The sequence below is a fragment of the Prevotella multiformis DSM 16608 genome (assembly GCF_000191065.1).
Classification (GTDB): domain Bacteria; phylum Bacteroidota; class Bacteroidia; order Bacteroidales; family Bacteroidaceae; genus Prevotella; species Prevotella multiformis.
The window spans coordinates 365,468-378,243 of record NZ_GL872283.1; the positions used below are offsets into that span (position 1 = coordinate 365,468).

General features: G+C 53.2%; 10 protein-coding genes and 1 tRNA gene. 3 read left to right on the forward strand and 8 right to left on the reverse strand.

What is annotated here, in order from left to right; all coding sequences use genetic code 11:
- Positions 1 to 19: 19 nt before the first annotated feature.
- Entirely contained in the window at positions 20 to 1,066 is a 1,047-nt protein-coding gene (gene pta / locus HMPREF9141_RS06815) for a phosphate acetyltransferase (protein WP_007367886.1), read from the forward strand.
- Positions 1,067 to 1,084: 18 nt separating this feature from the next.
- Complete coding sequence (locus HMPREF9141_RS06820; RefSeq protein WP_007367887.1) at positions 1,085 to 2,290, forward strand: acetate kinase; 1,206 nt, start codon at positions 1,085 to 1,087, stop codon at positions 2,288 to 2,290.
- 427 nt (positions 2,291 to 2,717) lie between these two features.
- Here HMPREF9141_RS06820 and HMPREF9141_RS06825 read toward each other — a convergent pair whose 3' ends face one another.
- The 3 genes from HMPREF9141_RS06825 to HMPREF9141_RS13380 form a co-directional block, all read right to left on the reverse strand.
- On the reverse strand, positions 2,718 to 3,482 hold the full coding sequence (locus HMPREF9141_RS06825; protein ID WP_007367888.1) for a UDP-2,3-diacylglucosamine diphosphatase: 765 nt from the start codon (positions 3,480 to 3,482) through the stop codon (positions 2,718 to 2,720).
- A 110-nt stretch (positions 3,483 to 3,592) separates the two neighbouring features.
- Positions 3,593 to 3,913: a metal-sulfur cluster assembly factor gene (locus HMPREF9141_RS06830; protein WP_007367889.1), complete on the reverse strand. Its 321-nt coding sequence runs from the start codon at positions 3,911 to 3,913 to the stop codon at positions 3,593 to 3,595.
- An 881-nt stretch (positions 3,914 to 4,794) separates the two neighbouring features.
- Complete coding sequence (locus HMPREF9141_RS13380; protein WP_007367891.1) at positions 4,795 to 4,953, reverse strand: hypothetical protein; 159 nt, start codon at positions 4,951 to 4,953, stop codon at positions 4,795 to 4,797.
- A 207-nt stretch (positions 4,954 to 5,160) separates the two neighbouring features.
- On the opposite strand from HMPREF9141_RS13380, the gene HMPREF9141_RS06840 reads away from it, so the two are divergent.
- Positions 5,161 to 6,018 (forward strand): enoyl-ACP reductase FabI, encoded by an 858-nt coding sequence (locus tag HMPREF9141_RS06840; RefSeq protein ID WP_040554648.1) that lies wholly within the window; start codon positions 5,161 to 5,163, stop codon positions 6,016 to 6,018.
- A 162-nt stretch (positions 6,019 to 6,180) separates the two neighbouring features.
- On the opposite strand, the gene HMPREF9141_RS06845 is transcribed toward HMPREF9141_RS06840, so the two are convergent.
- The 5 genes from HMPREF9141_RS06845 to HMPREF9141_RS06865 form a co-directional block, all read right to left on the reverse strand.
- The gene (locus tag HMPREF9141_RS06845) at positions 6,181 to 8,145 is read right to left on the reverse strand and encodes an AAA domain-containing protein (protein WP_007367893.1); all 1,965 of its coding nucleotides are present in this window, start codon (positions 8,143 to 8,145) and stop codon (positions 6,181 to 6,183) included.
- Positions 8,146 to 8,386: 241 nt separating this feature from the next.
- A complete protein-coding gene (locus HMPREF9141_RS06850) occupies positions 8,387 to 9,928 on the reverse strand; it encodes a YifB family Mg chelatase-like AAA ATPase (protein ID WP_040554650.1) in 1,542 nt (513 codons plus the stop codon).
- An 11-nt stretch (positions 9,929 to 9,939) separates the two neighbouring features.
- Entirely contained in the window at positions 9,940 to 10,935 is a 996-nt protein-coding gene (locus HMPREF9141_RS06855; protein ID WP_007367895.1) for a TlpA disulfide reductase family protein, read from the reverse strand.
- A gap of 18 nt (positions 10,936 to 10,953) precedes the next feature.
- Positions 10,954 to 11,039 (reverse strand) — tRNA-Leu (locus HMPREF9141_RS06860).
- A 471-nt stretch (positions 11,040 to 11,510) separates the two neighbouring features.
- Entirely contained in the window at positions 11,511 to 12,743 is a 1,233-nt protein-coding gene (locus HMPREF9141_RS06865) for an FtsX-like permease family protein (protein WP_007367897.1), read from the reverse strand.
- Positions 12,744 to 12,776: the final 33 nt, after the last annotated feature.

Consider the following 12,776-nt stretch of genomic DNA (forward strand, 5'->3'; position numbering starts at 1 on the left):
CTTAAGATAAGAAAGGAATATGGATTTACTAGAGCAAATCGTTGCACGTGCGAAAGCCGACAAGCAGCGCATCGTGCTCCCCGAGGCAGAAGAGGAGCGTACCCTTAGAGCAGCTGACAGGGTGTTGGCTGACGATATCGCCGATCTGATCCTCATTGGAAACCCGGACAATATCCATAAGCTCGCTTCAGAGTGGGGGCTTAAGAACATTGACAAGGCTGCCATTGTCGATCCGGAGAACAACCCTAAGCGTGAAGAGTATGCCGAAAAGCTGGCCGAACTCCGCAAGAAGAAGGGTATGACGCTGGAGCAGGCCCGCGAACTGGTTACGAAGAACAATCTCTACCTTGGCTGCATGATCATCAAGACGGAGGGGGCTGACGGACAGATCTCCGGTGCCCTTTCAACTACGGGTGATACGCTGCGTCCTGCCCTGCAGATCATCAAGTGCGCGCCGGGCATCACCTGCGTGAGCGGTGCCATGCTGATCCTCACACACGAACAGCAGTATGGGGAGAACGGTATCGTCGTGATGGGCGATGTCGCCGTCACGCCGAATCCCACCGCTGACCAGCTGGCACAGATTGCCTATACTACAGCGGCGACCGCAAAGAGCGTTGCCGGATTCCGGAATCCGCACATTGCCATGCTGAGCTTCTCTACCAAAGGCTCTGCCAAGGATGCCAGAGACAAGGAGACAGGGAAAAGCGTTTATATCATCGACAAGGTGGTTGAGGCGACGAAGATCGCCAAAGAGAAGTTCCCGGAACTGGATGTGGACGGCGAGCTGCAGGCCGATGCCGCCCTTGTCCCTGCCGTTGCCGCCAAGAAAGCACCGGGTTCTGCCGTTGCCGGAAAGGCGAATGTGCTTATCGTTCCGAACCTTGAGGTCGGCAACATCGGCTATAAGCTCATCGAGCGTCTCGGCGGTGCGAAAGCCATCGGCCCGATTCTCCAGGGGATTGCCCGCCCGGTCAACGACCTTTCCCGCGGCTGCTGCGTGGATGACATCTATTATATGGTAGCCATCACGGCGTGCCAGGCACAGGATGCGAAAAGAAAGTAACAACTCCAAAAATACAATATGAAGATATTAGTACTGAACTGCGGTAGCAGTTCCATTAAGTACAAGTTGTACGACATGGCAGATGAGTCGGTGCTGGCTCAAGGTGGTGTTGAACGTATCGGACTTGACGAGGCGTTCATCAAGGTGAAACTGGACAACGGCGAGAAACGGCAGATAATGGCCGACCTCCCGACCCACAAGGAGGGTGTGGCACTCGTCTTCAAGGTACTGCTTGACCCGGAAATCGGAGCATTGAAGAGCCTCGACGAGATTGATGCGGTCGGCCACCGTATCGTGCAGGGTGGCGACCTCTTCGAGAAGAGCTGCATTGTCACCAAGGAGGTTGAAGACGGCATCGAGAGCCTTATCGACCTCGCACCCGTCCACAATGCCGGTCACCTGCGCGGACTGCGTGCCGTCGATGAGCTGATGCCGCATACACCTCAGGTAACGGTGTTCGACAATGCCTTCCACAGCACGATGCCCGACTATGCTTATCTCTATGCCGTACCCTACGACTTCTACAAGAAGTACCACGTCCGCCGCTACGGCTTCCACGGGACAAGTCACCGCTACGTGTCACACCGTGTCTGCGAGATGCTGGGTGTCGATATCAAGACGCAGAGAATCATTACCTGCCACATCGGCAACGGTGCATCGGTAGCGGCCATCAAGGGCGGCAAGGTCATCGACACCTCTATGGGTCTGACACCGCTGGCCGGCTTGATGATGGGCTCCCGCTCCGGCGACATCGACCCCTCTGCCGTTACCTACCTGATGGAGAAGCTCGGAAAGCAGCCGCAGGAGATGGCGGACTTCCTGAACAAGGAGAGCGGTGTACTGGGTATTACGGGTATCAGTTCGGATATGCGTGATATAGAGAATGCCGATAACGAAGGCAACAAGATGGCGCATCTGGCACTGCAGATGTACACCTATCGCATCAAGAAATACATCGGCGCCTACGCAGCAGCCATGAATGGCGTGGACATCATCGTGTGGACGGCAGGCGTCGGTGAGAACCAGACCGGACTTCGCTGGGATGCCTGCAAGGACATGGAATATCTTGGCATCAAGCTCGACAAAGAGCGCAACGAATGCCGTGGTGTAGAGAAGATCCTCTCTGCAGACGACTCGAAGGTCAAGGTCGTCCTTGTTCCTACTGACGAAGAGATTGTCATTGCACGTGACACGCAGGAGCTTGTCAAGAATCTGAAGAAGTAAGAAGCCAGAGGAAAAGACAGGCGATAACAAGCGGGGACAGGCGATGATAGGTGGCGATAAGCGATGATGACAGCTTATTCCTTCTGTCATCGCCTGTCCTCGCTTGTTGTCGGGTCTGTCACCGCCTATGGCTCCACACTCTTCTGAAAACGCGAAAGGTAGTTGTCTCACGACAACTACCTTTCTTTTTGACTAAACTTAATCTACAAACCTGAGTTTTAATTTTATATTATGAATGTCTTTTAATCTTCTTATTGGTATGAAAAATCCCTGAAATCCTTTCAATGACAATTTTTCGTCATATTTTCTAAGGACAATGCAAAGTTACGAGTTTGTTTTGTAACTTCCAAATACTTTTCAGTAAATTTGGGTTTTCATCTCTAAAAAAACATTTTTTATCCTTGTGAAGAATGTATTTTTACCTTTATTAAGGTTTGGTCTCGCCTTCTACATATTCCTCGAGGAACATGTGTTCTCCGTCGAATACAGCGTATGTGAACTGCCATATCCAGTCGCCGAGTACCAGAAGGCGTGCTTTGCGCGACAGGGTGAGGTCCAGCTCGATGTGCCGGTGGCCGTAAAGAAAGTAGTCGATGTCTTTGTGCGTGCGCATATACTCTTTCGTGTAACGCACGAGATACTCCTTGTCTTCCCCCATATAGGGGGTCTCCTTGCCGTCCGAACGTTTCAGGCGGCTTCTTTTTGCCCAGTTCAGACCCAGCTGCATTCCCCACCAGGGATGGAAGAAGTTGAGCAGCCGCTGGCATCCGCGGTTGTGGAACACCCTGCGGAGAAACTGAAACATCGGGTCGGGATCACCCAGTCCGTCGCCATGGGCAAGATAGAACACCTTGTCGTAGATCTCCGTCGTGACGGGTTTCCGGTGGAGGATCACGCCGCATTCCTCCTCAAGATAGCCATAGGTCCAGATGTCATGGTTTCCTGTGAAATAATGGACATCCACCCCCATGTCGGTCAGTTCCGACAGCTTGCCCAGGAAGCGGGTAAACCCTTTTGGCACAACGTACTTGTACTCGTCCCAGAAATCGAACATGTCGCCGAGCAGATAGACTGCGGCTGCCTTGTGCTTGATGCTGTCCAGGAAGCGGACAAGGCGGCGTTCCTGTGTGCGTCGGTGCTCTATGGCGAGCGAGCCGAGGTGTGCGTCGGAGAGGAAATAGATATTCTTCATGTCTTTATGCTGTGAGTGAACGGTGATAAGTGCCGGGGTGACGGACACCCGGCAGGATGCCCGGCCGATGCTCGGGAGACGGTGGGCACAGGGCTGGAAATCATGCGGGATTAATCAAATCCCAGCTCGACACGTGCCTCCTCTGACATCATGCTCTGGTCCCAGGCAGGATCGAAGACGAGGTTGATGTTGGCAGACTTGACCCCTTCCACGCTCTCCACTTTCGTGCGTACATCCTCGAGGATGAAATCGGCTGCCGGACAGGAGGGAGCGGTGAAGGTCATATCCATGTCAAGGTTCCCTTTCTCGTCGACATCAATCTTGTAAATCATGCCGAGATCATAGATGTTGACGGGAATCTCCGGGTCGTAGACGGTCTTCAGCACGTCGACGATCCTCTCTTCTATCTTTGTCTTCTCTTCTTGTGTCATAATTGTATATGGCGTTTATAACAGTGTATCTTTTGCCGGGACAGAACGGACGGAGGCATGAGAACCTGTTCCAAAACGGCCGGATGCCGCCCTATCTTCTGCAAAGATAATAATTTAAAACTACAATCGCAACAGAAGCGGGTGGAAAGGTGACCGGTACCGGTATTTTCAGATTCTTCCGTTCAATGCGTGGATGCTTTTCACATAGCTTTCATGGAAGAACCGAAGTGATTCATTCAACAAAAACATAGCCAGGACCGTCAACTGGCTATCCTGTTATCATCCTCCGATACAAAGACCTTTTCATTTTAATACGTTGAAATACAGACAAGATTTTGAAAAGTCATTACATAATTTCAAACAGATCATCTGCAGATAAAAAGAATACGTGCCAAAATCAGGTTTGTAATCAGCAGTAAATCAATTAGTTGTCAATCCGTTCAGAAAAGGTGCTTGATTGGACTTCAAAAGGGCGTTGGTAACACGCTAAAAGGGCACCTGTTGCAAGTCAATCAGGCACCTTTCAGGAGCCAGAAGAGCACGTGTTGCTTTGAACTGCATGAAAACAGTTTACAGACGCCGATGATATGTGAACAGGTCGTCTGTGGAAGCCGGTAAGACATGCTGATGGACAGGCATCGTATCAATTTGCCTTTTCTGCATCTTATTTGGTAGTTTGTCCTTCTTTGCAAGACCATCTGCTTTTGGACAGTCATACCCTGCAAGTGCGCAAGCCTTTGTTCTATTTCCGATCTGCGCATTTAACGGAAGAACCGTTCTTCCACCATGAAGGAACGCATTTCTCGCCGTGAAGGCGGGCTGGAAGTCTGCCGTCAACTGCATGGAAGCCCTCCCGTCTCCTGCCGATGGGTCGGTGTCCGTCACCGGTCGTGCGGTTGGTGAACACCGTTCGTGTCGATGGCATATACGCCTGCAGTCTGCCGTCGGAACGGGAGCGGCGTGTCGTGAAAGAAGCGTTGTGCCGCCGTGGCTGACCTGACCTGTCGGGCGACGGAGAGGTTCGCCTTCCTCTCAGGCAATGAGCGATTAGCCTGTTGAAAGAATATTACACCGAGGAGATAGATCCGTTAAAGTTTTTCAGGGAAGCCGTCCAGTTCCGTCTGTGAATTGAATGCAGGGACAAAAAACGGTGGTTCTGGTTCCCTGCCCAGATGTTATTTATATATAATTCCTTGCCAAATCAACCTTTTTTGCTTACCTTTACACCAAATTTCAATAACGAGATTATGAGTTACAACTTATTAAAAGGTAAAAGAGGTATTGTTTTCGGTGCCCTCAACGAGAAGTCAATCGCATGGAAAGTAGCAGAACGAGCCGTGGAAGAAGGTGCGGCAATCACCCTGTCCAACACGCCTGTCGCCGTACGTATGGGTACGGTAAACGCTCTGTCGGAGAAGCTGCATTGTGAAGTGATTCCTGCGGATGCCACCAATGTGGAAGACCTGGAGAACGTCTTCAAGCGTTCCATGGAAATCCTCGGGGGAAAGATTGACTTTGTCCTGCACGCCATCGGTATGTCACCGAACGTCCGCAAGCACCGTACATACGATGACCTGGACTACAAGATGCTCGACACCACGCTCGACATCTCTGCCGTTTCGTTCCACAAAATGATTCAGAGTGCCAAGAAGCTCGACGCCATCAACGATTACGGCTCCATCGTGGCATTGTCTTACGTTGCAGCCCAGCGTACCTTCTACGGTTACAATGACATGGCGGATGCGAAGGCGCTGCTGGAGAGTATCGCCCGCAGCTTCGGTTACATCTACGGCCGTGAGCATCATGTCCGCATCAATACCATTTCCCAGTCGCCTACGATGACGACGGCCGGTGCCGGCGTGAAGGGCATGGACAAGCTCTTCGACTTTGCCAACCGTATGTCGCCTCTGGGCAACGCCAGTGCTGACGAGTGTGCCGACTACTGTATCGTGATGTTCTCCGACCTCACCCGCAAGGTGACCATGCAGAATCTTTTCCACGACGGCGGCTTCTCGAATGTGGGCATGAGCCTCCGCGCCATGGCTACCTACGAGAAGGGTCTCGACGAATACAAGGACGAGAACGGGAACATCATCTACGGATAAAAGGCTTGTCCTACCGACAAAAAATGCTCCGGCAAGTTCTGCTTGCCGGAGCATTTGCTTTCTGCGGGTGTATCATGCGTCAGGACGGCACAGGCGACGCACCACCGGTTTTCCGTTCCGGTGAATCCGGTTCATCTCCCTTGGGAAGAACCGGGCTGCGCATCACGAGTCTGTGGAAAGGCTGTCCCACAACTTCTTGTAAAAGGCATGTCGGGTCATTGTCCGGGCATTGCCGAGGATTATCAGCTTCATGCGGGCACGGGTAATGGCGACATTCATACGCCGCAGGTCACGCAGGAAACCGATCTGCCCTTCTTCATTGGAACGCACAAGAGAGATGAGTATCACGTCGCGCTCCTGTCCCTGGAAGCCGTCAACCGTATTCACGCTGACAAGACTCCGATAAGGCTTGAAGAACTCCCGCTTCTTTATCAGGCTGCGGAGGTACTGCACCTGGGCACGATAAGGCGAGATGATGCCTACGTCAATCCGTTCGTCCAGCACACGCTGCCTGCCTATCTTCGTGAAATAATCCTTCAATGTCTTGAGTGTCAGCTCTGCTTCTCCTTTGTTGATACGGCCGAAAGAAGAACCGACAAACTGCTCGTGGAAAGCGTCTTCCTGGTCTTTACCAGACAGGGGGAAAGGAGTCTTGCTTTCATCTGCGGCAAGGCCGTAGGCGGACGTCACCGCCTCGTCGGAGGTGTCTATCCATACCATCGGGTTGTCATAGTCGAGGATGCCTCGGTACTTGATCTGCGGAGCCGCCTCCACCTGTCCGCCATAGAACCAGTCGGACGAGAAACGCATGATATCCTCGTTCATGCGATACTGTACTTTCAGCAGCGTCACCACTTCCCGCTTGTTCTCCACGATGCGTTCCATCAGTGTCTTCCCTAATCCTCCCCGCAGAGCGGCGATGCTCTTTACCGTCGGCGGCAGCTGGCAGTGGTCGCCCGCCAGGATGACTCTCGAAGCCCTGCGGATGGCGATCCAGCAGGCTGCCTCCAGTGCCTGTGCTGCCTCGTCTATGAACAAGGTGGTGAACTTCTGCCCCTCCATCACCCTGCTGCCGGCTCCGGCCAGGGTGGAAGCAACGACACGTGCCTCGCCGAACAGACTGGTGTGGATGCGTATCTCAAGCTCCGTGGCGCGGCTCTTCAGGCGGTCCATCTTCTGATGATAGCTCTCAGATCCCCGTTTCCTGTTGTTCCGCAATTCACGGATAGCCTTCCGTATCGACCATAACTGCGGGTAATCCGGATGCGCCTCGAACTTCCGTTCGTAGGTGAAACCGAGCATCTTGTCATTCACACGGGTAGGATTGCCGATGCGCAGGACATTGATGCCCCGGTCGATGAGTTTCTCTGAGATCCAGTCTACGGCCATGTTGCTTTGCGCACAGACCAGCACCTGGCTCTCCCGCATCAGCGTCTCGTTGATGGCTTCGACCAGTGTCGTCGTCTTTCCTGTTCCCGGCGGACCGTGGACGACCGCCACGTCCTTCGCCCACAGCACCTCGTTGACCGCCCGCTCCTGCGCAGGGTTCAGCCAAGGCAGACGGATGGAGGAAAAGGAGAATCTCTCTGCCTTCTGCCGTGAACAGAACAAGTCGCGCAGGTAGGCCAGCCGGTTTCCCTTTGCCTTCATTGTACGGTCCAGCGCGTCGAACATCATCTGGTAGCTTGTCTCATCAAAGCCCAACTGACAGCCTGTCTGCTCCGAAGCCGACTGAAGGTCCGGCAGGGGGGCGGAGTCGGGGACTGCAACTACCATACGGTCGCCTTCCACATACGATACGGTACCTGTGAAACCGTAGTATTTCAGTCTGCCACCTACCTTGTCTCCACCATCAACATACCTGAAGAACAACAACGGCCGGCCGCATTCAAAGTTGTGTTCTATGTCGCCGTCCTGTGTACGGAACACCTCGATGCAGAGCTGGTTCAGTCCGTTATAGAACCGCTTGCCCACCCTCAGCGGGAACCAGGCATCGCCGCGCTTCACCTTCCGCTGCATGCCGGTGGCTTCCGTCTGCTTTCTGAAAGTTTCCTTCTCGGCATAATACTCCATCTGGAGCAGCAGCCGCTGTCGTTGTAAAAGCTGTATGGATGTTTCCTGAAACATTGTTTTGTAGTTGACGGGTTGACAAATTGACAAGTTGATTGTGGATTGGCTTTGTTCCGCAGTATGAACTTCTGGAATATTGTTTCGCGGTTGACGGGTTGACGAGTTAATTGTGGATGGGTTCTGGTCTGCGGCACGGATCCTTTCAAGGAGTCCAGGTGATTCTGTGCCGGAACCGTGATAGAGAATCATAGGCCTTGACATTTTAACGCATCACCCTTCCTTTCGCAGAGGATGGAAATTATCGCTCCGCCCAGTCGCTTCTGTCCAGGTTCCTGTAGCCGATGGCTTCTGCGATATGCTGCACCTGTACCGTCTCTGACGCCTCCAGGTCGGCGATGGAACGGGCGACCTTCAGGATTCTGTTGTAGGCACGGGCAGAGAGCTTCAGCCGTTCCATGGCGTTGCGGAGCAGCGTGACGGAGGCTTCGTCTGGTTCAGCAAACTCGTGGATCATCCGTTCGGACATCTGTGCGTTGCAGTGGATGTTGCGATAGTCACGGAACCGCTCGGTCTGGACGGTACGTGCCCGGATGACTCTTTCCCTGATGGCGGCGCTCGGTTCGCCCGGTGTCGATTGCGATATGTCCTTGAAAGGCAGCGGAGCGATCTCGCACTGGATGTCGATACGGTCCATGAGTGGTCCGGAGATTTTGGCAAGATACTTCTGGATCTGTCCCGGTGTGCAGACACAATGGTGCGTTGGGTCGGCGAAATAGCCGCACGGACAAGGATTCATGCTTGCCACGAACATGAAGCTGCATGGGTAGGTGACGGTGTATTTGGCGCGCGAAATCGTTATCTGTCGGTCTTCCAGCGGCTGGCGGAGCACCTCCAGGGTGTGCTTGTTGAACTCTGGCAGTTCGTCGCAGAAGAGGACTCCGTTGTGTGCAAGGGTTATCTCTCCCGGCATCGGGTTCATGCCGCCGCCTACGAGTGCCACCTCGGAGATGGTGTGGTGCGGACTGCGGAAGGGACGTTGCGTGATCAGTCCCGTATCACGGTGCAGCTTGCCGGCGATGGAATGAATCTGTGTCGTCTCCAGACTTTCCGAGAGCGACAAAGGAGGGAGAATGGAGGGAAGCCGCTTTGCCATCATGCTCTTTCCGCTTCCGGGCGGTCCTACCATGATGAGGTTGTGTCCGCCGGCGGCTGCCACCTCCAATGCCCGCTTCACATTCTCCTGTCCGCGGACATCTGCAAAGTCGAGGTCGAAGGCATACTGGTGCTCATAAAATTCCTTCCGGGTATCGACAAAGCACGGTTCGGGAGCTGTTGTGCCGTTGAGGAAGTCAATGACCTGCAGGATGTTCTCCATGCCGTAGACTTCCAGCGTGTCTACCACGGCCGCCTCGTGTTCGTTGGCTTTCGGCACGATGATGCCCTTGAACTTCTCTGCACGTGCCTTGATGGCGATGGGCAGTACCCCTTTGACGGGCTGCAGGGTACCGTCGAGACTGAGCTCTCCTACGAGCATGAAGTCGCCCAGACGGTCATGGCTCATCTTCTCGTTGGCAGCCAGAATGGCTATTGCCAGCGGGAGATCGAAACTGGAGCCTTCCTTCTTGAGGTCGGCGGGAGCAAGATTGGCGGTGATGTCGGCTACGGGAAATTTGTAACCGTTATTGAGAAGTGCGGCGGCGATACGGTCATGGCTCTCCTTTACCGCCCCATCGGCAAGGCCGGTAAGATGGAACAGTACACCCCGTGTGATACTTACTTCGACGGTCACGGTGGTGACTTCCATTCCGTTGACAGCTGCACAGAATGTTTTTACAAGCACGATTCTGGTTTTTAGTCGGCACCATAACGCTGTCGGATGGTATTGGCGGTGATGTTCCGCTCGGTTACTTTTCCGTTGCGAATGACGATATTGTCGGGTATGGTGGTGAGTCCGAAGGTCTTGAGCAGGGGGGTATGGAGCATCTTTCCGTCACAGACATTGGGAAAGACGATCCCGTCGCGTTCCAGTGTCCGTCGCGTCTCTTTGGTGCTGGCATCCACACAGATACCCAGTGCTGCAATCTTCCCGGCCTTTACGGCATCGTTCAGTGCGCGCTGCAGGTCGAGGCTTTCATAGCTCCACGCAGCCCAGGTGTTGATGATGACGGTGACTTTTCCCTGTAAAGAGGTGTTATTGACGGTCTTTCCGTTGACATCCCTGGCAGCGAACTTAGGCAGTCTGCTGCCTACTGCCAGTGTGCCGAGGTCATTCAGCTGACGGTGAAGCCGTCCTAAGGTGATGTTTTCGGGCTGCTCTTTCATCAGGAGCGGCAAGAGTCTTGCGGCCTCTTTGTAGTCCGGCGATTTCGTCTGGACGAGGTAGCGGTTGAGCAGATAGGCACTCACGGCAGACTCCGGATGGTCTTTTATGAACTGAACGGCATATTTCACTTCCTGTGGAGGAGATGCATTGGCGATCTGCTTGCGGAACTTCGTCATGAGTTCATTGTCATCCGTCCCCTCTACTTCCATCTCCTTCAGGTGAGAGGCATCGGCCTTCACCTCGACTGCTTCGCCTGATTCGGCAAAGATGGGCTGCGTAGAATAATTGGGGAAAATGACAATCAGAGTGGAAGGCTTACTGCAAGGCTTTTCGTAAGCAAAGCGTCCCGCTTCGATCTTGATGGTATCCAATCCGTCAACACCACCGTCGGGACTGTAGACATAAAGTTCGCCTTGATTCATGTGCAGGAAGCGTCCCTCCATCTTGAAGTAACCGCTGCGGGTACCACAAGAAACCAACAGCAGAGAGAACACAAGTAGGTATGCTATTCGCTTCATGCGCATAAAGATTTAAGAAAGAAGTGCCGCGAGCGGGACTCGAACCCGCACAGCCATTACTGGCCAAGGGATTTTAAGTCCCTCGTGTCTACCAATTCCACCATTGCGGCAAACCGTCTGCAAAGATAAGGCTAAATCTCCGAACTGGCAAAGGATTTGGATGTTTTTTTGACTGTCCGCCTCCTCGGGTCGCCATTTAGAGATGAGAGGGTATGTCTATTTTGACATACCCTCCAGTTTTGTTAGTTTGAACAGAGCTGTAAAAGAATAATCACCATAAGAATAGGTATTTCCAGCTTGACTTTAAACTTAAAGTTGCGCTGACAAATGGTTATCTCCAGCTTGTTGAAAAAATATAAATTAGCCATAGGCGATAATTTATAAATTAATAAATTATGCTCTGGCTCTTAGGCTCACACATATCATAGATTTTCTATGATGTTGCAAAGGTACAAAATATTTTTGATCCTTGCAAGGAATAGAACACTTTTATTAATACCCTATAATTCTTCTATAATTTTGAACTCGGGCCGCCGGACTTTGATGGCTGCCAGGACTTGTCGGGGCCGGCTTCCATGGTCCTACTCGCTTGTCAGTTTCCGGCTCATGTAGCGTACGGGATACCATACGGAGAGCCAGCCGACGAGGATGACGGTGAAGAAGATGACGATGATGTCCTCCGGGTGGACGCTGATAGGGTAGGCGTTGACGACGAAATTGCCGGCCTGGTCGCCGAGCTGGACAAGTCCGTAGGTCTGTTGAAGCCAGCAGAGCAGCAGTCCGAGTGCAATGCCGATGATTGCTCCGGCGGCGGAGATCATACGTCCTTCGAAGAGGAAGATACGGCGTATCTGACCGTCTGTCGCACCGAGGTTGCGCAGCGTGATGACATCATTCTTCTTGTCGATGATGAGCATGGAGAGCGAACCGATGATGTTGAAGCACGCCACCATGAGTATGAATGTAAGGAACAGGTAGGCAAAGAGTTTCTCTATGCGCATGATGTTGAAGGTGTCGGCCTGCTGCTCGTAGCGGTCCAGAACCCTGTATTTCCTGCCGAGAATGTCCTGTATTTCCTGTTTCTCCCTGTCGATGTCAACACCCGGTCTCATGCGCAGCTCCAGTGAGGTAATCTCTCCCTGGCGGTTGAAGATACGGCGCGCAAAGTCTATGGAAGTGAGGAGATAGCCCTTGTCGTACTTCGTCTGTTTCACCTGGAAGAGCACACCCGGTGACACCAGTGAGTCTTTCACGAAGGCATTTGTCGGGTCGGAGGCGTCGTATTGCCCCTCCCGCTGCGGAGCGTATATCTGCAGGTAGTCCTGCCACGCCACGCCTGTACCGAGGTCCTGTGCCAGCCGGATGCCCGGAACGCCGTATTGCAGGTTGGCCGCATGGAGCGTGAAGTCGCCGTCGCCATAGAGGATGTTGCTGATATGCGTCAGCGAATCGAAGTTGTCCTCCACTCCTTTCACGGTCACCATGGCCTGTTTGTCGTGATAGACGGCCAGCGCCTGGTCTTCCACACACTCTGTTGCAACCTCCACTGTGGGCAGGTGCCTTACTTTCCGGAGCAGTGCGTCATCGGCCGGCATGGCTTTACCTTTGGCGGCCTCAATCTTCAATTGCGGATCGAAATTGGTGAAGAAAGAGGCGACAAGGTCGGAGAATCCGTTGAATCCGCTCAATACAACGACCAGTGCCATTGTCGCCACAGACACGCCGAGTACGGAGATCAGGCTGATGACGTTGATGGCATGCGTGCTCTTTTTCGAGAAGAGGTAACGGCGGGCGATGTAAAAGGGGAAGTTCATGCTGGGTGATAGGGGGTGATAGGCGGGGGTAAG